This is a genomic window from Sphingopyxis solisilvae (genome assembly GCF_015475875.1).
GTDB lineage: Bacteria > Pseudomonadota > Alphaproteobacteria > Sphingomonadales > Sphingomonadaceae > Sphingopyxis > Sphingopyxis solisilvae.
Map to the genome: position 1 here is coordinate 19,851 of NZ_JADKYM010000025.1, position 20,916 is coordinate 40,766.

A 20,916-nucleotide genomic window follows, 5' to 3' on the forward strand; every position below is an offset into this window, starting at 1 on the left:
CCCGCAAAACTGCTAAATCCCCAAGCGAAATTGTAAAGGCGATGAGTTGGGGCTAGGACACCGGCCAACCGCAAAACAAAAAGGGACAGATCGACCAATGACTGGCAGAAATCCACCGCGTTCGGCGTTACGCGCGTTTCTTGCGAGCGAAAGCGCCGGGGGTATGCTGCTGATTTTCGCGGCCATAATGGCGATGATTATCGCCAACTCGGCGCTGGGCGAAACCTATTACCATGCCATCCATGCCGTGACCGGCCCGGTGCTTACCGACAAGCTCGGCCCGATGACCGTCCATCTGTGGATCAACGACGGGTTGATGGCGATTTTCTTCCTGCTCGTCGGGCTCGAAATCAAGCGCGAATTCGTCGACGGGCGGCTCGCCAGTTGGGACCGGCGGCGCCTGCCCTTCATCGCTGCGGCGGCCGGAATGGTCGTTCCCGCCGCGCTCTATTTGCTGTTTGCCGGATCGACTCCCGGCCTCGCGCAGGGCTGGGCGATTCCGGCCGCCACCGACATCGCCTTTGCGATGGGCATCCTTGCGCTGCTCGGCAAGCGCGCGCCGACCTCGCTCAAACTGTTCCTCGTCACCGTCGCGATCGTCGACGACATGGGCGCGGTTGCGATCATCGCGCTGTTCTACACGGCAGAGATCAACATGATCGCGCTCGCGGCCGCCGCCGCGATCCTCGCCATGATGTTCGTCATGAACCGGCAGGGTGTGAAAAGCCTGCCGCTCTATCTGCTCGCCTTTCTGTTCCTCTGGTATGCGATGCTGCTGTCGGGCGTCCACGCAACAATCGCCGGCGTGCTCGCGGCGATGGCGATCCCGTTCGAGCGGACACCGGGTGCACCCGACAGCCAGACGTCGCCGCTTCACCGGCTCGAACATGGCCTGCACCCCTGGGTCGCCTTTGCCATCGTGCCGCTGTTCGGCTTTGCCAACGCGGGGGTCGACATCGGCGGCCTGACCGCCGAACAGATTTTTGCGCCGCTGCCGCTCGGCATTGCGGCAGGCCTGTTCTTCGGCAAGCAGTTCGGCATCTTCGCGAGCGTCTGGCTGGCGGTTAAATTCGGCATTGCAGGCAAGCTGCGCGGCGCGACCTGGCTCCAGATCTATGGCGTCGGGATGCTGTGCGGCATCGGCTTCACGATGAGCCTGTTCATCGGCGGTCTCGCCTTCCCGGGCAACGCCCTGCTGATCGAGGAAGCCAAGATCGGCGTACTCATGGGCTCGCTTGCCTCGGCGCTGGTCGGCTATGCGATCCTCCGCTTCGCTCCGTTGCACCATGAACATTTCGCCGTCGAGCGCGAGGCGGCGGTGGAAATCGCCACGGACGGCGATGTCGAGGACACGTCGGAGGATGTGGACAAGGCGCCGGCGTGATGCAGCGATCGATTGCGCTGACTCTCGCCGCCGCCGCAACCCTTGCCGGATGCGCGGCGGAACAGGCGGCCCGCCCGGCACCCGCAGCCGAGGTTGCGGCGGTCGAGGTTCGCCGGACCCCGGCATCGGCGCGCGCGCTTGACGCGATCGCCGCCGATTATCTGCGCACGACGCTCGAAATCGGGACCCACGAGGACGGCTATATCGACGCCTATTACGGCCCGCCCGAGCTGAAGGCCGCGGCCGAGGCGGCCCCGCGCGACAAGGCCGCGCTGCTCGCCGCGACGCGCGAACTGGCTACGCGGCTCGCCACTATTGCGCGCCGTCTGTCCGACCCGCTCGACCGCCGCCGTGCCGCCTTCCTGCGCGCCCAGCTGCGCGCCGCCGAAACGCGCCTGATGATGATGCAGGGCACCCGCTTTGCCTTCGCCGACGAGGCCGAGCGGCTGTTCGGCGTTCGCCCGCAATTGAAGCCTCTTGCCGACTACGACCGGCATCTCGCCGCGGTCGAGGCACTCGTCCCCGGCGACGGTCCGCTGGCAGAACGGGTCGAAGCCTATCTCGACCGCTTCACCATTCCCAAGGACCGGCTGCAAAAGGTGTTCGATGTCGCCATCGCGCGCTGCCGCGGCCGCAGCCTCGCGCATATTCCGATGCCCGCGGGCGAAAGCTTCCGGCTCGAGTTTGTCACCGGCAAAAGCTGGAGTGGCTATAATTATTATCAGGGCGCCTATCACAGCCTGATCCAGGTCAACACCGACCTGCCGATCCGCCTGTCGCGCGCGATCGACCTGGGCTGTCACGAGGGCTATCCCGGCCACCATCTGCTCAACATGAAGCTCGAGGAAAAGCTGGTGAATGAGCGCGGCTGGACCGAGTTCAGCGTCTATCCGCTCTACAGCCCGCAAAGCCTGATCGCCGAGGGCACCGCCAATTACGGTATCGACCTCGCCTTTCCCGGCGCCAGCAAGGCCGAAACCGAGCGCGACGTGCTGATGCCGCTCGCCGAAATTGCCGTGCCATCGGACGACCGCTACTGGCAGCTGCTCGCCGCGACGAAGGCGCTCGGCGGCGCGCGGCTGACCATCGCGCAGCGATATCTCGACGGCGTCATCGACCGGAAGACCGCGGTGGCGCTGACCCAGAAATATCTGCTGGTGTCGGAAAAGCGCGCCGAACAATCGGTCAGCTTCACCGACCAATATCGCAGCTATGTGATCAACTACGGCCTCGGCGAGGCGATGGTTCGCGCGCATGTCGAGCGCGGTCGGCCGAGCCGCGACGAGATGTGGCGCCGGATGGCGAAGCTGGTCAGCGAACCGACGCTGCCGTCGGACCTGCTGGCCCGATGAAGCGCACCGCGCCCCTGCTCTGGCTCGGCCAGTCGGGATCGCCGCGGCGGCCTCCGGCGGGGGTGTATCCGCGGGGTTGAGCGACAGACCAAAGCCCCTCCCCTTCGGGGGAGGGGCAGCGAGACTTGGCAGCTTGCTGCCTAGTCGCAGCGGGGTGGGGACCATCGGCCTTGCGCAAGGCCGATGGTCCCCACCCCACCCCCCCTGAAGGGGAGGGGCTAAGCAATGCCCAAGGGACACTCCCATGCTAGACAAAACCGACATTCACACCCGCCTCGAAGCCCCCGTCCTCAAGGACTATGGCGTTTACCTCGCGGTCGACCGCCTGCTCGATTGCCAGAAACCGCTCGCCGACCTCGTCACCCCCGACGAGCTGCAATTCCAGATCGTCCATCAGGTCGAGGAATTGTGGATGAAGCTTGCCGCCTTCACCCTCGCCGAAATCGACCAGCATTTGCGCGATGGCCAGATCATGCGCGCGATCACCCTGTTCGGGCGCGTCCACATGCTGCTCAGGATGATGACCGAGCAACTGGCGCTGATCGAAACGATGAGCCCCTATGATTATCAGGCAATCCGGCTCCAGCTCGGCAATGGTTCGGGACAGGAAAGCCCGGGGTTCCAGATGCTGCTGACGCTGCCCACGGGGCTATGGGACACCTATCGCAGCCTCTATCTGGAGCCGCAGGGGCGGACGCTCACCGACATTTACGACACCGGCTACGCCCATGACGAAGCCTATGTCGTCGCCGAGGCACTGATCGAATTCGACGAGCTGTTCCAGAAATTCCGCGCCCACCACATCTACCTCGTCCACCGCTCGATCGGTATGGGATCGAAAGCGATCAGCGGCCGCGCCGTCGACCTGCTCGACGCCGGCGCGCGGCACCGTTTCTTCCCCGAACTCTGGGCGATCCGCGCCCAGATGACCGACCGCTGGGGCGCCGAATATGGCGTGAAACGCGACAGCATCCGGCACGGCGATGCGGGCCACGGCAGCGGGGTTTAAGCTGGGCTAAGGTGAAGGACGACCCCCCTATTCCGCCGCCATCGCCATTTCGACGCGCTGCGGACCGCGGATGACGCCGCCGGGGGTTGGCCCCTGCATCGTGCCGTCGCGGAAGGTCACTTCGCCCGACTTGATCGTCGCGACATAGCCGTCGGCCTTTTGCAACAGGCGCTTGCCGCCCGCGGGAAGATCGAAGGCGAGCCAGGGCTTGCCGAGTTTCAGCCGCTCCATATCGATGACATTGAGGTCGGCGAGATAGCCCGGCGCGAGCACCCCGCGGTCCTCAAGCCCATAAAGCAAGGCGGTGTCGCGGCATTGGCGCTTGACCGCATGTTCGAGCGCGATGCGCTTGCCCGCGCGGTCGCGCACCCAATGCTGGAGCATGAAGGTCGGCGACGCGGCGTCGCAGATCGTCCCGCAATGCGCGCCGCCGTCGGACAGGCTGTTCACCGTGTCGTCGGCGGCCTGCAAATCCTCGAGGAAATTGAGGTTGCCGTCGCGGTAGTTGAGGATCGGGAAATAAATGAAGCCCTTGCCATCGTCCTTCATCAGCAGGTCATAGGCATATTCGCCCGGCGACACCCCCGCCGCGGTGGCGCGCGCCATGATGCTTTCGTCCATTTTCGGTTCGTAATTGAAATCGGGGTCCATTTCGAACTGCACCGGCCAGCCGAGCGCGACGATTTTCAGGAAATCCAGGATGTCACTTTCGGGCCACACATTCTCCTCGGCGATCATCCTTGCCTTGAACGCCGGGTCGCGCAGTTTCGCGAGCTGCGCCTCCCACGGCAGGTCGATGATTTCGTTCCACGCGGGCTTGAAACGGAACGGATGCACCGTCCCCTGCCACGCCATGATGACGCCATTGCCGCGCAGCGCGATCTGCGCGACGATGTTCGCGCCGGTCGCATTCTGACGCCGCATTTCCTCGATCTGCTCCTCGAGCGGCAATTCCTTGGCGATCGATTGCAACGCGGCAAAGGTCACCGGCAGCCCGGTTTCGCGGCTGAGGTCGCCCATCCACTGAAATTCGTTCCACTCGCGCTTCAGGTCGCTCGCCATTTCGAACACGCCATAACCGACGCGCCCCATCGCGCGGCCGATCGCGATCAGCTCTTCGGCGGTCGCGGTGGTGCCGGGGACGAGTTCGCCGTCGATCGATTTGTGGAGCACGGTGCGGCTGGTCGAGAAACCGAGCGCACCGGCGCGGATGCCTTCCTCGACGATGCGCGACATTTCGGCGATGTCCGCATCGGTCGGGATCGCCCCGGGTTTCTCGCGGTCGCCGAGCACATAGGCGCGCACCGCGCCGTGCGGGACGTGGCACGCGACGTCGACGGTGCGCGGCAATTTCTCGAGCGCGTCCATATATTCGGGGAAGGTCTCCCAGTCCCAGCTCATACCCTCGGCGAGCGCAGTGCCGGGGATGTCCTCGACCCCTTCCATCAGCGAGATCAGCCAGTCGTGGCGGTCGGGTTTGGCGGGCGCGAAGCCGACACCGCAATTGCCCATCACGACGGTCGTGACGCCGTGCCAGCTCGACGGCGCCATTTCGGCGTCCCAGGTTGCCTGCCCGTCATAATGGGTGTGGACGTCGACGAAGCCGGGGGTGACGATCTTGCCGCTGGCGTCGATTTCGTCGCGCCCCGCGGCGAGGTTTTCGCCCACCGCGACGATCCGGTCGCCATCGACCGCGACGTCCGCGACAAAGGGCGCGCCGCCCGTCCCGTCGACGACGGTGCCGCCGCGTATCACCAGATCAAACATCCCGAGTCTCCCGATCTTTTTAGTTTCACGAAGAAACCTATCATCAAAATCGCGATATGCAAATCAACGGGCGAACGGGGCGCGATGCTGTTATACCGATGCGATACACCACGGGAGTCGATGCCATGATCCGTCCGCTTACCCTCGCCCTGCTGCTCGCCCTGTCGGCGACCCCGCTCGCCGCCAAAGAAGCCGCGGCGACCGATTATGCCGCCGCGCTTGCCGATCCGGCGCGCCCCGCCGCCGACCGCGAACGTGACGCGGCGCGCAAACCCGCCGAGCTGCTGGCGTTCGCGCAGATCGCGCCGGGCGAACAGGTCGGCGATTTTGTGATGGGCGGGGGATATGTCACCCGCCTGCTCGCCGCTGCCGTCGGCCCGGCGGGCAAGGTCCACGCCTTCCAGCCCGCCGAGTTCATTGCCTTCAGGGCGCAATATGGCACCGATCAGGCCGCGGTCGATGCCGCTTATGCCAATGTCGATGCCGTCGCGGGTCCGTTCGCGGCCCCCGCCTTTGCCGCGCCGCTCGACACGATCATCACGGTGCAGAATTTCCACGACCTGTACCTCAAGCCCTTTCCCGAAGGCACCGGCGACAAGGCGAGCGCCGCGCTGTTTGCGGCGCTCAAGCCCGGCGGCACGCTGGTGATCGTTGATCACAGCGCTGCCGACGGCACCGGCACGACGATGGCCGACAGCCTGCATCGCATCGACAAGGCGGCGGTGATCGCGGCGCTGACCACGGCCGGGTTCAAACTGGAGGCCGAGAGCGACCTCTACCGCCGCGCCGACGATCCGCGCACGACGAACGTCTTCGACGCCGCAATCCGCGGCAAGACCGACCAGTTCACCCTGCGCTTCCGCAAACCGGGATAGGATCAGCATGGCCGACGATGATTATGTCTATGACGAAGCGAGCGGCGAATGGATGGCGGCGGGCGACATCGCCGCGCGCGACGCCGCCGACGCCGCCGGACCCGAGGTGCGCGACGCGGTCGGCAATCGGCTGAGCGACGGCGACGCGGTGGTGCTGGTCAAGGATCTGACCGTCAAGGGCGCGGGGCAGACGTTGAAAGTCGGCACCGTGATCAAGTCGATCCGCCTGACCGGCGACGCGCAGGAAATCGATTGCCGACATGAGGGGATCAAGGGGCTGGTGCTGCGGGCGGAGTTTGTCAGGAAGCGGTAGGGCGAAACAATCCTCCCTGTCGCGCAGCGATGGGGAGGTGGCAGCCCGAAGGGCTGACGGAGGGGCTTTGACGCAACCGTCGCCGCCCCTCCACCATCGCCTGCGGCGACGGTCCCCCTCCCCATGGCTTCGCCACAGGGAGGATTTTCTTTACCCCAACGTCCCCCGCCGCGGCCCCAGATAGCCGAACAGATACGCCGCAACCTTGCGCATCTGAATCTCCTCGGCACCCTCGGTAATCCGATACCGCCGGTGGTGGCGGTAGATATGCTCGAACGGTTTGTGACGCGAATAACCGATGCCGCCATGCACCTGCATCGCGCGGTCGGCGGCTTCGCAGCACAGACGGTTCGCCCAATAATTGCACATGCTGACCTTGTCCGACAGCTTGTGTTCGATATCCTTGTGCGGGGTATTGTCCATGTCCCATGCCGTCTTGCGGATCAGCAGCCGCAGCATTTCGGCCTGCGTCGCGAGCTCGACGAGCGGGAACTGGATCGCCTGGTTCTTCGCCAGCGCCTCGCCGAACGGCTTGCGCTCGCGGGCATATCGCACGCTTTCCTCGATACAATAAACCGCCGCGCCCAGCGAGCTCGCCGCCTGCCGGATGCGGTTCTGGTGGACGAAGCTCTGCGCGATCGACAGCGCGCCGCCGACCGGGCCAAGCCGCGCGCTGTCGGGTACCCACACATCGGTGAAGGTCATGCGCGGATGGTCGGTCGGCATGTTGAACGTCCACATATATTCGTCGACTGTCATCCCCGGCGTGCCGGTAGGGACGAGCAGGCAGGTGATCCCTTTGGCATCGCCATCCGCGCCATCGGTGCGGCAAAAGGTCGCGCAGTGGGTCGCGACGTGCATCCCCGTAATCCACATCTTGCGCCCGTTGATGCGCCAGCCGTCGACGCCGTCGCGGGTCTCGCGCACCGCGCGGGTTTCCATGTGGGTCGCGTCGCTGCCATGGTCGGGTTCGGTCAGGCCAAAGGCGGTGCGGCGCTTGCCCTCGAACCCGCCGAGGATGAACTCCTGCTTCTGCTCCTCGCTCGTCGCAAACTGTTCGAACATCTCGACGAAGGGGAAATTGCCGACGATGCTGTGCTCGTTCTGCAGATCGTTATGCAGCCCCAGCCCCTTGGCGGCGAAATGCTCGCGGATCACCGCCATCCACAGGTTCGACCCGTCCTTGCCGCCATATTTCTTCGGCGCCGAGAAGCGCCAATGCCCCGCAGCATCGGCTTTGCGCGTCGCGGCCTTGAGCAGCTGTTCCCACTCGTGGCGCGGCAGCCCCTGATTGTCCCAATCGGTGCGGCTGTGTTCGCGGCGATGGTCGAAGAAACGGATATTGTCGTCCGCCTCCTCCAGCGGCTTGATCTCGGCTGCGATGAACGCGTCGAGTTCGTCCAGATAGGCCTGTAAATCGGGTGCAATCGCAAAATCCATCGCCTTGTCCTTGATCGTGAGAGTGATGTCCCGGGGTCAGACCCGTTGCCGATCGCAACGCTGCAGGCCCGCTTTTCGGGAACCTTCGCGCCGCACCGGCATTAAAATATCGAAGCTGGAAAGAAGGATGTCATGAGCAAACAAGCCGAAAAACCGACGCAACAGCAATTGTCGCAAGAGGCGCTGGCGCGCAAGCAGGCGGCCGAAACGGCACCCGACTATCTGCGCCATCAGGAAGACACCGCCGCCGAAGGTTCGATCGCGCAGCCCAACCCCGATGCGCCGGTTGACGGCGCATTCGAACAGGAGGGGCATCGCCCCGTCCTCGAACGCAGCCGGAAGGTGCGCTGATGCAAATCCTGGTGAACACCGACAATCGCACCCCCGGTCCCGCCGGTCGAACCGCCGCGCTCGAACAGCGCATCGGCGAGCGCCTGAACCGCTTTTCCTCGCGCCTCAGCCGCGTCGAGGCGCATATCCGCGATGTCGACGGCGACACCAATGGCGCGCGGGGCATGGAAGCGCGGCTGGAGGCACGGCCCAACGGCGGTGACCCGCTGTCGGCCAAGGCCGATGGCGTCGATGCCGAACAGGCGCTGAACAATGCCTTGGCCGCGATGATCTCGCGGCTCGACAGCCACTTCGGCAAAGCGGACCGCGTCCGGCCGTAACTTTTCGGACTGCGGAGGTTCATCCGGCGTCGCCCCATTGCCGCCGCGCCGCGGCCAGCGAAGCATATTTCGGGCTGTCGACCGCGCATTTGTCGATCACTGCGCGGCGCAGTTCTGCGAGCAGGCCGGGCTGCGCAAGCGTCACGGCGCCGCTCAGCAACGCATCGGCCAATGCTCGATCCTCGGCGCGCGCGCCGGCGTCGAGGTCGCGCATCACGATGCCCAGCGCATTCATCGCCACCGCGACCTGAAACTTGCCATGACCTTCCGCGACGGGCTTGATGTCGCTCGCCAGCCAGTCGCGCACCGCCTGCATCATCTCGCGATTGGTCGGTTCGCCCGTCGGCCCGGGGGAAGCAACGGGCGGCGACGGCAGCGGGCGGTCGCGTTCGTCCGCGGACGCTTCCGCCTCCAGCAGCAACAGCAGGTCTAGCTCCTGCTCGGCAGTTCGCCGCCCGATGACGACGCGTTCGACCGTCGGGTCGGCGCCGCTGCGCCACGCCTGCCCCATCTGCAGACAGCCGAGCGCCCACCAAAGGGTGCGATAGACGAGCCAGAAGTGGAAGCGGTCACGATCGACTTTTACCCCGCCCGCAGCTTCATAGGCCGCGAAATACTGCTCGAGGCTGCCCACCCCGAACGCCGGTTGATCGATCCGCCCGAACCGCCACACCGCCATGCACCCGAACGCCAGATCCTCATGCGCGTCGCCGCGGTGCGCGAGTTCCCAGTCGAGCACAACCGACAGCCCGTCCGCGTCGACCATGATGTTGCCCATGCGGTAATCGCCGTGGACCAGCACCGGCTCCGCAGGCGGCGGCAGATGATCCTCGCACCATTTGATCGCCAGTGCGATCACCGGCCGGTCGCCGCCATAGTCCAGAAAGCGCGCCTTCAACTCGGCCAGCGCCGCGGCGGTGTCCATCAGCGGAATCGCGGCCGGAATGGTCCCGGCGGGAATGGCATGAATGCGCGCCAGTTCGCGTCCCAGATCGGCCAGTAACGACGGCGGCGGATCGGCCAATATCTTCGCCGGATTCACCTCGGCGATCACCCGCCGCATGACATAGCCGGTCCCCATGCCGTCGCCGTCCGCCAGCACCCCGACAACTTCGGGCGCCTTCACCCCGGCGCCGTGCGCCGCCATAACCAGCGCCGCCTCGTCGGCATGGCCATAGGGCCGCCCCGCCATATAGTCCGCCGACGGCGCCCGGCGCAGGACATAGCCGCCGCCCGCCCAGTCGAACGCCCAGCTTTCCATATTCGCCCCGCCCGACAGGCGGGACAGCCCCGACAAGGAACCGGGCCCGACGGCTCTGGTCATGAAGGCGGAAAGAAACGCGTCAAGATCGGTCATGCACCCAGCGATGCGGACGAATCGCAGCAAGCGCAACCCGGCAATTTCTTGAATGCTAAGAAAGCTAAGTTTAGGCGGCCGCAGAGACGATCGTCGTCCTCACAGGATGAAGACCGCGGTGTTCCGCCAATAGGATGCCAGCGGCGCACCGTCCGCATCCAGTGCAGGTTCGAACTCGGCGTTGCGCATGATGGCGCGGCACACCGCATCATCGAACGCTTTAGGGCGCGTCGATTGCTGGATGTGGCACGCTGTCGGCTTGCCATCGACGCCGATGTTCAATCGGAAATGTACGATCGCTCGTTTGCCGTTCATGATCATCTCTGGCGGATAGTCGCGCGGCTGGACCCACCGCCGGTAATCGCTCTTCGGCACGGCCGGGCGCATCAGATTGGCATGTTTCGCCACATCGATCCCCCAATGATCGAGCAGCTCGTCGGTGCATTTGCGCAGCGCTGCCAGCGGCGACGCAAGCGATCCTGTATCGAGGACGAAAGGCCGTCGAACGGGCTTGGAGACTTCGACAAAGGTGACGGCGGCTTCCTGCTCGCGCGTAATAGTGGACGCACGGAACGAAGATTGACCTGCCTTTTCCGCGGCCTCGAAAGCTGCGATTTCCGATTCGTCGCGCGGCGCAATGCGAAGCCCGCCACGAATGATCAGCGCGGGGATTTTGGTAGCCGAACTTGCAGGGAAAAAGCTGACCTTTTGCTCGGCCTCATGGGGACCGAAACGAAGCGTCACGCTGCCCTCGTCCCGAACCGTATAGGTCGGTTTTCCGGTAAAATTGAGCTGCAGCATATCTCCGGGCTCATAGCGGCTGAAGACCATCACAACCTTGTCGTCGCCCTCGCCAAAGCTGCGGCCGATGCTGCAACTGTCATCACCATAATGCAGGTTCCATGGGGAACTCGGCGCAAGGCGGAGCGACTCTTTCGCCGCAACATCGACCGTCGAGAGGCAGAAGCCGAGCAAAGCGGCTGTCACGATCGTCACGGTGTCCTGGCGCATGGCCATCTTATTGGCCACGTGCGCGAAAATCGCAAGCGCTGCCACGTCGTTCCGCGGCGAATCGCCGAACAGCAGCGATAGCACCGCTGCATGCGCAGGCACCCGCTGCTGCGCCATCGGTCCCGCGCCAGCCCGGCGGCACCACCGCAACATTGCTGCTTGACCCGAACCGCAGATTGCGGACAATTCTGCGATGCGCGCTGTCGGTCGATCGGTCCCTATCCTTGCTATCTCGCTGATGTCGGCTGAGCCGGCCATGGCGAACGAGCCGCCGGTCTTGACCCCCGCCTCGGCTTGGCAGGTCGATTATGCCGACGAGGAATGTCGTCTGCTGCGCACCTTCGGCCGCGGCGAGGACGCCGTCACCCTTCGTATCGCGCGCGGATCAGGACTGCAGAGCTTCGACATGGTTGTTGCGGGCGTGAAGATTCCCCGCCTGGGGAGCAGCGTGGCCATCAAGGTCACGATGGAACCGCAAGGCGTGTCGGCGGATTTCGAAGGCTATTCGATGGGTGTCCCCGACCGGCCCGAAAAATTCATCCGCTGGTACGACGGTGATCCCAGAATCCTCGCCGCAGCGACCAACCGACAACAGGTTCGGTTGAGCGCCGACGACAGGTTCGACGTCGCCATGCTCTGGACCGACGCCAAATCGGCGCTGGCGGCGCTGCAGGTCTGTCACGACGACCTGCTGAAAAGCTGGGGGATCGAAGCCGACGCCATGCGAAGCTGGGCGGTCCCGCCGGAGCCGATCGGTAGACCGGGGCGCTGGGTGACCAACGCCGATTATCCGCTCGAAGAGACGCGGCGCGGAATCGAAGGCACCACTGCCTTCCAGCTCAAGATTTCGCCGCAAGGCGTCGTCGAAAAATGCATCATTGTTCGCAGCAGCAAATCCAACGTGCTGGACCGGCGCTCCTGCCAGTTGATGCTCGAGCGGGCGAAATTCAAGCCCGCAATCGGCGCGGACGGCCAGCCAATGGCAAGCTTTTACGTCAACAGGGTCCGCTGGCAGGTTCCGAAATAGGACGTCGACGGACGCCGCCGCAATATCGCTTGGCCATCCGTTGGTCCGGCACCGGACCGCGCCCGATCGCCAGTCCGACGGCAGCTAGGGCGCGGTAGCACCCCCGTCGGCCGCCGTCAGCTCGCCGTTCTGGATCAGCCAGCGCGGGTAATCGGCCTGCACCGCCGCGATGATGCGGTCGATCGCGGCGGCGATGCGCTCGCCCTCTTCCTCGCGGTCGCGCTGGACGATGACGCGGCGGGCCTGGGCATCGATCAGCACGCGATCGCGGGGCACCAGTTCGCCGACCGTCAGCCCCGCCAGGATCGCCTGCCCCGCTTCCTCGCGCTGTTCGAGCGCCGCGACGCGGCGGTTGAGCTGTTCCTCCAGCTGCGCCGCGGCGTTGGTCTGTTTGCGCAGCTGGACGATGTTGACGCGAACATCGCGGTCGAGCGCCTCGCCTGCGGTCTTGCCGAGCGCGTCATTCAGCTGCGGCGAATATTGTTCGACCAGCACAACGCCGTCGACCGCGATCTGGTCGCCGTCCAGCCGCACCGTCAGGCTGTCGATGCGGTCGTCCTTCTTGAGCAAGTCGCCAAGGTCGGACTGGACGATTGTCCGCGCCCGCACCTCGCGCGCGATGTTGTTGAGCGACAGCGCGAGCGGGATCGACAAAATGCCCAGCGTGGCGATGATCCCGGTGATCTGCATCGCCGTATGTTGCGGGGTCAGCGACGGTCCGAACCGGTTCAGCCGCGCCACCACGGTCGCGGCAAAGGCGATGGCCAGCGTGTTGGTCAGGAACAGCAGCGCCGCACCCAGCGCAAAGTCGAGACGTCCCGTCGCCAGACCGAAACCGATGGTCGACAGCGGCGGAACCAGCGCGGTCGCGATCGCGACGCCGACCATCACGCCCGACAGCTTGCGCATGATCGCATAGACGCCCGCGATCCCGCCCACGACCGCGACGCCCAGGTCGAGCAGCGTCGGCTGGGTGCGCGCGCGCAGTTCGGGGGTGACGTCCTTGATCGGCGACAGCCAGATGATGATCACTGCCACCAGGACAGCGACCGCCATCCCGGCCCCCAGCGTGACAAGCGACCGTTTGATGAGCGTGCTTTCCAGCGTCGCGAGCCCGAACCCGATGCCCATGATCGGACCGAGCAGCGGCGACACCAGCATCGCGCCGATCACCACGGCCGCCGAACTTTGCAGCAGGCCGAGCGTCGCGATCGCCGACGACAGAATGATCAGCAACAGGAATTTCTTGTCCAGCCGCGCGTCGCGCGCCACGCTGGCCAGGGTCAGCGACCGGCCGTGGGTATCGTCCCCTCCGGCCGGTGCGTCGGCGTCGTCGATGTCCGCGTCAACCCGCCCGCGACGCGCCGACCGGCGACCGCCGGCGTTGAACGGCGCGTCGCCCAGTCCGGGCACTCCGGGGTGCTGGCCCGCCATGACCGGTCAGATCTTGGCGGTCAGGTCCGGAACGGCATTGAACAAGTCGGCAACCAGGCCGAAGTCGGCGACCTGAAAGATCGGGGCGTCCTCGTCCTTGTTGATCGCGACGATGGTTTTCGAATCCTTCATGCCCGCCAGATGCTGGATCGCGCCCGAAATGCCGATCGCGAAATAAACTTCGGGGGCGACGATCTTGCCGGTCTGACCGACCTGATAGTCGTTGGGGACATAGCCCGCATCGACCGCAGCGCGGCTGGCGCCGAGCGCGGCGTTCAGCTTGTCGGCGAGCGGGACGATGACTTCCTGATATTTCTCGCTCGAACCCAGCGCGCGGCCGCCCGACACGATGATCTTGGCCGAGGTCAGTTCGGGGCGATCCTGCTTGGCGATTTCGGCGCCCACAAAGCTTGAGATACCGGCATCGCTTCCTGCCGAGACGGCTTCGATCGTCCCCGAACCGCCCGAGGTCGCGGCCTTGTCGAACGCAGTGCCGCGCACGGTGAGGACCAGCTTGGTGTCCGAGCTTTCGACGGTCGCAATCGCATTGCCGGCGTAGATCGGGCGCGTGAAGGTCTTCGGACCCTCGACCGACAGGATTTCCGAAATCTGCATCACGTCGAGCAGCGCGGCGACGCGCGGCGCAATATTCTTGCCGGTGGTCGTCGCGGGCGCGAGGAACGCATCGTGGCTGCCCATCAGTTCGGCGATCAGCGGCGCGACATTTTCGGGCAGATTATGATCGAAGGCGGCGTTGTCGGCGACATGCACCTTGCCGACGCCAGCAATCTGCGCGGCGTCCTTGGCGACGGCATCGACGCCGCTACCCGCGACGAGCAGATGGACTTCGCCAAGCTGCGACGCCGCGGTGACCACCGCGAGCGTGGCGTCCTTGACGGCCTTGCCGTCATGTTCGACCCAAACCAGAGTTTTCATAGCAAACTTCCCTCTATTCCGTTCAGGCTCAGCTGTGGACGCCCATTGCCTTCAGCTTGGCCACCAGTTCATCGACGTCGGCGACCTTGACGCCCGCCGAGCGGACGGGCGGTTCGCTGACCTTGACCGTCTTGACCCGCGGTGTCGTATCGACGCCGTAATCGGCGGGGGTCTTGGTATCGAGCGGCTTCGACTTCGCCTTCATGATGTTCGGTAACGACGCATAGCGCGGCTCATTCAGACGCAGGTCGGTGGTGACGATCGCGGGAAGCTTGAGCTTCACCGTTTCGAGACCGCCGTCGACTTCGCGGGTCACGCTGACATGATCGCCCTCGACATTGACCGCGCTGGCAAAAGTGCCCTGCGCCCAGCCGGTGAGCGCGGCGAGCATCTGGCCGGTCTGGTTGTTGTCGCCGTCGATCGCCTGCTTGCCGAGGATGACAAGGCCGGGCGCTTCGGCATCGGCAATCGCCTTGAATATTTTCGCGAGCGCCAGCGGCTCGACGTCGTCGTCGGTCTGTACCAGGATCGCGCGGTCGGCGCCCATCGCGAGCGCGGTGCGCAGCGTTTCCTGCGCCTTCGCCGGGCCGACGGACACTGCGACGATTTCGGTCGCGACGCCCTTTTCCTTCAGCCGGATCGCCTCTTCGACGCCGATTTCATCGAACGGGTTCATCGACATTTTGACGTTCGCCAGATCGACACCGGTGCCGTCGGCCTTGACCCGCGGCTTGACGTTATAATCGAGCACCCGCTTGACGGGGACGAGGATTTTCATGGGCTCAAAGCTCCTCTCAACAAATTGTGCACTGCGCCATAATTCGCGCTTACGTAAACGTCAACCTAATGCCCCTCTCCCCTTGAGGGAGAGGGTTGCGCAGACTTGCCAGCTTGCTGGCTAGTCGAAGCTGGGTGAGGGGATGAAACGTCGCAGGCCCTCACCAAGTTCGACTAGGGCCTAGCGGCCCAAGTCTCCCTATCCTCTCCCTCAAGGGGAGAGGACTAAAGTCACGCGACCGCGCGCACCTCGGCGACAATCTTCTTTGCCGCATCACCCAGATCATTGGCCGCAACAATCGGCAGCCCCGAATTGGCGAGGATGTCCTTGCCCTGCTGCACATTCGTGCCTTCCAAACGAACGACCAAAGGCACCGACAGATTCACTTCCTTCGCCGCCGCGACGATGCCGTCGGCGATGATGTCGCACTTCATAATGCCGCCAAAGATATTGACGAGGATGCCCTTCACCGCGGGATCCTTCAGGATGATCTTGAACGCCGCGGTCACCTTTTCCTTGCTCGCGCCGCCGCCGACGTCGAGGAAGTTGGCGGGAAATTCGCCGTTCAGCTTGATGATGTCCATCGTCGCCATCGCAAGACCGGCACCATTGACCATGCAGCCGATGTTGCCGTCGAGCTTGATGTAGGCGAGGTCATATTCCGACGCCTCGACCTCGGCCGGGTCTTCTTCGGTCAGGTCGCGCAGCTCGGCAATGTCCTTGTGACGGAACATCGCATTGCCGTCGAAGCCGACCTTGGCGTCGAGCACCAGCAGTTCGTCGCCGTCCTTGCCTTCGCAGACCGCGAGCGGGTTGATTTCGATCTGCTCGGCATCGGTGCCGAGGAACGCGGCATAGAGTCCGGTCAGCACCTTGGCGGCCTGCTTCGCCAGATCGCCCGACAGGCCGAGCGCCGCGGCGACGCTGCGGCCGTGGTGCGGCATCAGGCCAGTGGCGGGGTCGATGGTGATCGTGTGAATCTTTTCGGGCGTGTCGTGCGCGACGGTTTCGATGTCCATCCCGCCCTCGGTCGAGGCGACGACCGCAATGCGGCTGGTGGCGCGGTCGACGAGGAGCGCGAGGTAAAATTCCTGCTTAATGTCGGCGCCGTCGGTGATGTAGAGGCGGTTGACCTGCTTGCCGGGCTCGCCCGTCTGGATCGTCACCAGCGTGTTGCCCAGCATGTCCTTGGCGTGCGCTTCGACCTCTTCGATCGACTTGGCGAGGCGGACACCGCCCTTGGCATCGGGGCCGAGTTCCTTGAACTTGCCTTTGCCGCGGCCACCGGCATGAATCTGCGACTTCACGACATACAGCGGCCCGGGCAGCTGCTTGGCCGCCGCGACGGCTTCCTCGACGCTCATCGCGGCAATGCCCTTGGGCACCGCGACGCCAAATTTCGCGAGCAGTTCTTTCGCCTGATATTCGTGGATGTTCATGGGGTCTGCCGGGCCTTTCGAGTCTTGGGGCGGGGAGAATTGGCGCCGCCTAAGCACAAGTCGGCGGGCAAGGCTAGTCCCGCCGCACCCCAGTTATTCTTGCCTAGCGAAAAGCGCAGAGCGCCGCCGAACTGGTCGTCACGGTCAATATCTCGGGGTCTTTCAGCGCGCGGACTTTGTGCAGGAACTGGTTCAGCGACAGATCGCTGGCATTTTTGTCCTTCAGGCTGGCGAGCGAGCCCAGTCGCCGCAGTTGCAGCAGCGACAGCCGGTCGACCATGCGTTCGGCCATGCAGGCCGCGATCGGTTTCGACAGGCCGGCATTGACCAGCCCGGTGCGCAGCCGGGTTTCCGGCGTCGCACAAGCGGCGAGCGAGACGGTCAACAGTGATAGGACAGCAAGGCGCATCGGTGGTTATCTTCCGTGAAATTCGGCCACCGCGCCCGACACCGCCTGCATCAGCGCCATGCGCGACGGGATCGGCGATGTGGTCGTTCCCATCAGAACAACGATCGCATAGCGCGTTCCATCGGGCGCTGTCGCGATACCGATATTGTTATAGCCCGCTGTCATGCCGTTCAGATTTTGTCCGGTCCCGGTCTTGTGCAGAAATTTCCAGTCGGGCGGCAGCCCAGCCTTCAACCGGTTGGGGCCGCTCCGCGTCCGGCTCATCACGCCGAGCAGATATTCGGTCGATTCGGGCGACAGCAGCGCGCCGCGCGCCAGCCGCGTCAGCGCGCTGGCGATCGCGTCGGGGCTGGCACCGTCGACGGGATCGGCCAGATAACGGTCCATCGCCGCCTGCCGCGTTGCGGCGTGCAACGCCGCGCGCGCGGTTTCGAAATTGCGGCCGATCGAATAGCTTTGCTGCCAGCTGAGCCCCGCGATGCCGCTCTGGAGCTGGCGTTCGCCGGGACCGAAACGGATCGCGCCCAGGTTCTTTCTGGCCAGAAACGACTGCACGGTCGCCGGACCGCCGATCGTCCGCAACAGGCTGTCGTTTGCGGTATTGTCGCTCTGGGTGATCGCCGTTTCGATCAGCGCGCGGACCGACATCGTCACCGACCCCTCGCTGCGGACGCGCGCCGCCAGCGGTTGATAGAACAAGGTCAGGTCTTCGGGGCCGATGCGGACCTGTTGGTCGAGCCGCAGGCGGCCCTGGTCGACGGCATCGAGCGCCGCCATCGCCACCCACAGTTTCGAGACGCTTTGCTGCGGAAACAGCTCGCCGCCGCGCTGCGACACCGCCCATTCGCCGTCGATGCGCTGGACCGCGATGCCCGTCTTGCCGGGAAAGCCGCGCCACAGGAAATGGATGCGTTCGGCCAGCCCCGCGGGCGCGCGCCGGAATCCGGGGTCGATGGGCTCGGTCGGGCGCGATACGGCGGGTCGTGACGGCTGGCCGACCGGCACGGCGACCGACCCTGCGGGCCGCGGCGCCGTTGCCGACGGGGCAGGCGAGCGGGCAGGCGGGGCGACCGCGGCACTGCTCACGCACCCCGCCAGCACTGCTGCGCTGGCCAGGATCGCCAGAACCGGCTGACCGGAAAACCCAAACTTCATGCAAACCCCGCCACCAGCAACTTGTACATAATCTTCCGCCACCTGCTCACGCAGGCGCGCCAGACGGACCAGCAATTTGCGACGAGTGATTCTTCTGGTGCGACGAGTGGCGCAACGGGCCGCAGGGTCAAGGCGCGGAGGTCGGACGGACCATGTCGGGGAAAAGCCGCTTCAGCGCCGCCAGTTTCGGCGCATCCCAGCGGACGATATAGCCGTTCGACGGGTTGCGGCGCATGAAATCCTGATGATTCGCCTCGGCGCGATAAAATTGCTTGTAGCTTTCGACCGGCACGACGATCGGCTTGTCGAAATAACGCCCCTGGCCGATCTGTGCCAGATAGGCGGTCGCGACCTGGCGCTGCGTCGCGTCGAGCGGGACGATCGCGGCGCGATATTGCGAACCGACGTCCGGCCCTTGGCGGTTTTTCAGCGTCGGGTCCGCGATCACCGAGAACAGGACGCGCAGCAGGGTGCCATAGCTGACCTGCGTCGGATCATAGACGATCCGCACTGCCTCGGCATGGCCCGACTTGCCGTCGTGCGTCAGTTCATATTTTGCGGTCGCGGCGCTGCCGCCATGATAGCCCGATTCGACCGAGATCACGCCCTTGACGCGCTCGAACACGCCCTCGACGCCCCAGAAACACCCGCCCGCGAGCACCGCGGTCGCGCGCTTGGCGTTGACCGCGGGGTCGAGCTTGGCGGGGGGCAGCTTGACGACGCTTTCGGCCTGCGCGGGGGCGGCGCACTGCGCCACGATCGACCCGGCGACCACCGCCGCCAGCAGGCGCGGGAAACGTGCGGCGCCCGACTGCGTCACGCGGGGATCGGCAGCGCGGGCTGGTTCAGCACGATATAGGTCGCGCCAATCGCGAAACCGGCGAGCATCGACAAAAACCAGTCGGAGCGGAAAAGGTTGAGCATGGGGAGCCTCGTTTTTTATCTATCATGGTTCGCGGCCAGCGCCGCCGTGGTTACACCGACGATATGGCGCGCCCCGACCAACCGTGCAGTGATGTCCGTCACCTTACACAAGATGACTTACTTTCCGGTGAACCGGGCGCTTAACCGCCGTTCAGCTTCAAATAGACGCTGCCGCCGACATTACAAGACCGGTCGGTACAGAATTCCTATGCGGGGGACGAGTGGTGCTTTAACGCAGCGCGGCGCACGCCTGCTGGATGCGCACGCACGCTTCCTTCAGTACCGCTTCCGAGGTCGCGTACGACACGCGGAACGCGGGCGAGAGGCCGAAGGCGCCGCCATGCACCGCCGCGACCTTTGCGCTGTCGAGGAAATAATCGATCAGCGCTTCGTCGCTGTCGATCAGCTTGCCGTCGGGGGTCGTCTTGCCGATGCACCCGCTGGCGTCGGGATAGACATAAAAGGCGCCATCGGGGGTTGGGCAAGTCAGTCCGGGCGCATCGTTGAGCATCGCGACGACCATGTCGCGGCGCTTCTTGAACGCGGCGTTGCGATCGTCGAGGAATTGCTGCGGCCCGCCGAGCGCCGCGGCGGCGGCGGCCTGCGCGATCGAACAGGGGTTCGACGTCGATTGCGACTGGAGCTTGCCCATCGCCTTGATCAGCCAGGCCGGGCCGCCCGCGTAACCGATCCGCCAGCCGGTCATCGCATAGGCTTTCGAACAGCCGTTCACGGTCAGGATGCGGTCGATCAGGTCGGGACAACGCTGCGCAAAGGTCGTGAATTCGAAATCGGCGTACCAGACATGCTCGTACATATCGTCGGTCATCACCATCACATGGCCGTGGCGCCGAATGACCTCGCCCAGCGCATCGAGTTCTTCGCCCGAATAGGCAGCGCCCGACGGGTTCGACGGCGAATTGAGCATCACCCAGCGCGTTTTCGGGGTGATCGCCGCGTCGAGCTGCGCGGGGGTGATCTTGTAATTCTGCGCCGCGCTGCCCTCGATGATCACCGGCGTACCGCCCGCAAACGCCACAATGTCGGGATAGCTCACCCAATAGGGCGCAGGGATAATGACCTCGTCGCCCTTGTCGACCGTCGCGACCAGCGCATTGAACAGCGTGTGCTTGCCGCCGACATTGACCGAAATCTGGTCGAGCCCGAAATCGAGCCCGTTGTCGCGGCGGAACTTGCCACGGATCGCTTCCTTCAGCGCCACCGTGCCGTCGACCAGCGTATATTTGGTCTGGCCCGCCCGGATCGCTTCGATCGCCGCTTCTTTGACGAAATCGGGTGTGTCGAAATCGGGCTCGCCGGCGCTCAGGCCGATCACGTCGATGCCAGCGGCTTTCAGCGCCGACACGCGCGCGGTCATCGCGAGCGTTGCCGATGGCTGGATGCGGTTGAGGGCGGCAGAGACATGGGGCTTCAGCGACATGACGATACTTTCCGTGGCTGGCGCGGACAGGCAGCGATTTGACAGGAAATTGTGCGGGGCCGCGCCTAAAGCCTCCGCCCCCAATTCGCAAGCGCAGCGTGGGATAAATTAGCTATTCAGCGCCAGCAAATACCGTAGCCCTGAGCTTGTCGAAGGGCGCCTGTCAGATAAGCGCCCGTCTTCAGGCTCAGGGC

20 protein-coding genes are annotated in these 20,916 nt (G+C 64.8%); 8 read left to right on the forward strand and 12 right to left on the reverse strand.

The features are described 5' to 3' along the window. Positions 1 to 97 precede the first annotated feature (97 nt). The 3 genes from nhaA to IR187_RS14530 all read left to right on the forward strand — a co-directional run bounded on the left by nhaA (position 98) and on the right by IR187_RS14530 (position 3,745). Positions 98 to 1,384, forward strand: a complete 1,287-nt coding sequence (gene nhaA / locus IR187_RS14520) for a Na+/H+ antiporter NhaA (protein ID WP_194955299.1) — start codon at positions 98 to 100, stop codon at positions 1,382 to 1,384. Next, a complete protein-coding gene (locus IR187_RS14525) occupies positions 1,384 to 2,736 on the forward strand; it encodes a hypothetical protein (protein WP_194955300.1) in 1,353 nt (450 codons plus the stop codon). The genes nhaA and IR187_RS14525 overlap by 1 nt, the downstream gene beginning before the upstream one ends. 244 nt (positions 2,737 to 2,980) lie before the next feature. Beyond that, entirely contained in the window at positions 2,981 to 3,745 is a 765-nt protein-coding gene (locus tag IR187_RS14530) for a tryptophan 2,3-dioxygenase family protein (protein WP_194955301.1), read from the forward strand. 27 nt (positions 3,746 to 3,772) lie between these two features. Here IR187_RS14530 and IR187_RS14535 read toward each other — a convergent pair whose 3' ends face one another. Continuing rightward, on the reverse strand, positions 3,773 to 5,512 hold the full coding sequence (locus tag IR187_RS14535) for an N-acyl-D-amino-acid deacylase family protein (RefSeq protein ID WP_194955302.1): 1,740 nt from the start codon (positions 5,510 to 5,512) through the stop codon (positions 3,773 to 3,775). A 125-nt stretch (positions 5,513 to 5,637) separates the two neighbouring features. Between IR187_RS14535 and IR187_RS14540 the strand changes: the two genes are divergently transcribed. Together IR187_RS14540 and IR187_RS14545 are read left to right on the forward strand one after the other, a co-directional pair. Further along, on the forward strand, positions 5,638 to 6,387 hold the full coding sequence (locus IR187_RS14540; RefSeq protein ID WP_194955303.1) for a class I SAM-dependent methyltransferase: 750 nt from the start codon (positions 5,638 to 5,640) through the stop codon (positions 6,385 to 6,387). Positions 6,388 to 6,394: 7 nt separating this feature from the next. Then, entirely contained in the window at positions 6,395 to 6,700 is a 306-nt protein-coding gene (locus tag IR187_RS14545) for an alkylphosphonate utilization protein (RefSeq protein WP_194955304.1), read from the forward strand. 150 nt (positions 6,701 to 6,850) lie between these two features. Here the strand turns inward: IR187_RS14545 and IR187_RS14550 are convergent, their stop codons facing one another. Beyond that, entirely contained in the window at positions 6,851 to 8,140 is a 1,290-nt protein-coding gene (locus IR187_RS14550; RefSeq protein WP_194955305.1) for an acyl-CoA dehydrogenase family protein, read from the reverse strand. A gap of 132 nt (positions 8,141 to 8,272) precedes the next feature. On the opposite strand from IR187_RS14550, the gene IR187_RS14555 reads away from it, so the two are divergent. Next, entirely contained in the window at positions 8,273 to 8,491 is a 219-nt protein-coding gene (locus IR187_RS14555; RefSeq protein ID WP_194955306.1) for a hypothetical protein, read from the forward strand. Next, a complete protein-coding gene (locus tag IR187_RS14560; RefSeq protein WP_194955307.1) occupies positions 8,491 to 8,811 on the forward strand; it encodes an HPF/RaiA family ribosome-associated protein in 321 nt (106 codons plus the stop codon). The genes IR187_RS14555 and IR187_RS14560 overlap by 1 nt, the downstream gene beginning before the upstream one ends. A 19-nt stretch (positions 8,812 to 8,830) precedes the next feature. Here IR187_RS14560 and IR187_RS14565 read toward each other — a convergent pair whose 3' ends face one another. Beyond that, positions 8,831 to 10,168: a phosphotransferase family protein gene (locus IR187_RS14565; RefSeq protein ID WP_194955308.1), complete on the reverse strand. Its 1,338-nt coding sequence runs from the start codon at positions 10,166 to 10,168 to the stop codon at positions 8,831 to 8,833. A 99-nt stretch (positions 10,169 to 10,267) separates the two neighbouring features. Next, positions 10,268 to 11,296: an energy transducer TonB gene (locus IR187_RS14570; RefSeq protein WP_194955309.1), complete on the reverse strand. Its 1,029-nt coding sequence runs from the start codon at positions 11,294 to 11,296 to the stop codon at positions 10,268 to 10,270. A gap of 121 nt (positions 11,297 to 11,417) precedes the next feature. On the opposite strand from IR187_RS14570, the gene IR187_RS14575 reads away from it, so the two are divergent. Continuing rightward, complete coding sequence (locus IR187_RS14575) at positions 11,418 to 12,206, forward strand: energy transducer TonB (protein ID WP_194955310.1); 789 nt, start codon at positions 11,418 to 11,420, stop codon at positions 12,204 to 12,206. Positions 12,207 to 12,290: 84 nt separating this feature from the next. Here IR187_RS14575 and IR187_RS14580 read toward each other — a convergent pair whose 3' ends face one another. The 8 genes from IR187_RS14580 to IR187_RS14615 all read right to left on the reverse strand — a co-directional run bounded on the left by IR187_RS14580 (position 12,291) and on the right by IR187_RS14615 (position 20,722). After that, on the reverse strand, positions 12,291 to 13,640 hold the full coding sequence (locus IR187_RS14580) for a DUF389 domain-containing protein (protein ID WP_194955311.1): 1,350 nt from the start codon (positions 13,638 to 13,640) through the stop codon (positions 12,291 to 12,293). Between the two features lie 6 nt (positions 13,641 to 13,646). Then, a complete protein-coding gene (locus IR187_RS14585; protein WP_194955312.1) occupies positions 13,647 to 14,576 on the reverse strand; it encodes an electron transfer flavoprotein subunit alpha/FixB family protein in 930 nt (309 codons plus the stop codon). 28 nt (positions 14,577 to 14,604) lie between these two features. Further along, positions 14,605 to 15,354: an electron transfer flavoprotein subunit beta/FixA family protein gene (locus IR187_RS14590; RefSeq protein WP_194955313.1), complete on the reverse strand. Its 750-nt coding sequence runs from the start codon at positions 15,352 to 15,354 to the stop codon at positions 14,605 to 14,607. Positions 15,355 to 15,584: 230 nt separating this feature from the next. After that, positions 15,585 to 16,793: an ADP-forming succinate--CoA ligase subunit beta gene (gene sucC, locus IR187_RS14595; RefSeq protein WP_194955314.1), complete on the reverse strand. Its 1,209-nt coding sequence runs from the start codon at positions 16,791 to 16,793 to the stop codon at positions 15,585 to 15,587. Positions 16,794 to 16,896: 103 nt separating this feature from the next. Next, a complete protein-coding gene (locus IR187_RS14600) occupies positions 16,897 to 17,202 on the reverse strand; it encodes a hypothetical protein (RefSeq protein WP_194955315.1) in 306 nt (101 codons plus the stop codon). A gap of 6 nt (positions 17,203 to 17,208) precedes the next feature. Then, the gene (locus IR187_RS14605; protein ID WP_194955316.1) at positions 17,209 to 18,357 is read right to left on the reverse strand and encodes a serine hydrolase; all 1,149 of its coding nucleotides are present in this window, start codon (positions 18,355 to 18,357) and stop codon (positions 17,209 to 17,211) included. 127 nt (positions 18,358 to 18,484) lie between these two features. Further along, complete coding sequence (gene msrA / locus IR187_RS14610; protein ID WP_194955317.1) at positions 18,485 to 19,177, reverse strand: peptide-methionine (S)-S-oxide reductase MsrA; 693 nt, start codon at positions 19,175 to 19,177, stop codon at positions 18,485 to 18,487. Positions 19,178 to 19,510: 333 nt separating this feature from the next. Beyond that, positions 19,511 to 20,722 (reverse strand): pyridoxal phosphate-dependent aminotransferase, encoded by a 1,212-nt coding sequence (locus tag IR187_RS14615; RefSeq protein WP_194955318.1) that lies wholly within the window; start codon positions 20,720 to 20,722, stop codon positions 19,511 to 19,513. Positions 20,723 to 20,916: the final 194 nt, after the last annotated feature.

Excerpts from the sequence above, each read along its gene's own strand:
- IR187_RS14565 (WP_194955308.1), bottom strand. The coding sequence starts at position 10,168 with ATGACCGATCTTGACGCGTTTCTTTCCGCCTTCATGACCAGAGCCGTC.
- IR187_RS14540 (WP_194955303.1), top strand. The coding sequence starts at position 5,638 with ATGATCCGTCCGCTTACCCTCGCCCTGCTGCTCGCCCTGTCGGCGACC.
- IR187_RS14525 (WP_194955300.1), top strand. The coding sequence starts at position 1,384 with ATGCAGCGATCGATTGCGCTGACTCTCGCCGCCGCCGCAACCCTTGCC.
- IR187_RS14530 (WP_194955301.1), top strand. The coding sequence starts at position 2,981 with ATGCTAGACAAAACCGACATTCACACCCGCCTCGAAGCCCCCGTCCTC.
- nhaA (WP_194955299.1), top strand. The coding sequence starts at position 98 with ATGACTGGCAGAAATCCACCGCGTTCGGCGTTACGCGCGTTTCTTGCG.
- IR187_RS14580 (WP_194955311.1), bottom strand. The coding sequence starts at position 13,640 with ATGGCGGGCCAGCACCCCGGAGTGCCCGGACTGGGCGACGCGCCGTTC.
- IR187_RS14575 (WP_194955310.1), top strand. The coding sequence starts at position 11,418 with ATGTCGGCTGAGCCGGCCATGGCGAACGAGCCGCCGGTCTTGACCCCC.
- IR187_RS14535 (WP_194955302.1), bottom strand. The coding sequence starts at position 5,512 with ATGTTTGATCTGGTGATACGCGGCGGCACCGTCGTCGACGGGACGGGC.
- IR187_RS14590 (WP_194955313.1), bottom strand. The coding sequence starts at position 15,354 with ATGAAAATCCTCGTCCCCGTCAAGCGGGTGCTCGATTATAACGTCAAG.
- IR187_RS14605 (WP_194955316.1), bottom strand. The coding sequence starts at position 18,357 with ATGAAGTTTGGGTTTTCCGGTCAGCCGGTTCTGGCGATCCTGGCCAGC.
- IR187_RS14550 (WP_194955305.1), bottom strand. The coding sequence starts at position 8,140 with ATGGATTTTGCGATTGCACCCGATTTACAGGCCTATCTGGACGAACTC.
- IR187_RS14545 (WP_194955304.1), top strand. The coding sequence starts at position 6,395 with ATGGCCGACGATGATTATGTCTATGACGAAGCGAGCGGCGAATGGATG.
- IR187_RS14570 (WP_194955309.1), bottom strand. The coding sequence starts at position 11,296 with ATGGCGCAGCAGCGGGTGCCTGCGCATGCAGCGGTGCTATCGCTGCTG.
- IR187_RS14560 (WP_194955307.1), top strand. The coding sequence starts at position 8,491 with ATGCAAATCCTGGTGAACACCGACAATCGCACCCCCGGTCCCGCCGGT.
- sucC (WP_194955314.1), bottom strand. The coding sequence starts at position 16,793 with ATGAACATCCACGAATATCAGGCGAAAGAACTGCTCGCGAAATTTGGC.
- IR187_RS14585 (WP_194955312.1), bottom strand. The coding sequence starts at position 14,576 with ATGAAAACTCTGGTTTGGGTCGAACATGACGGCAAGGCCGTCAAGGAC.
- IR187_RS14555 (WP_194955306.1), top strand. The coding sequence starts at position 8,273 with ATGAGCAAACAAGCCGAAAAACCGACGCAACAGCAATTGTCGCAAGAG.
- IR187_RS14615 (WP_194955318.1), bottom strand. The coding sequence starts at position 20,722 with ATGTCGCTGAAGCCCCATGTCTCTGCCGCCCTCAACCGCATCCAGCCA.
- IR187_RS14600 (WP_194955315.1), bottom strand. The coding sequence starts at position 17,202 with ATGCGCCTTGCTGTCCTATCACTGTTGACCGTCTCGCTCGCCGCTTGT.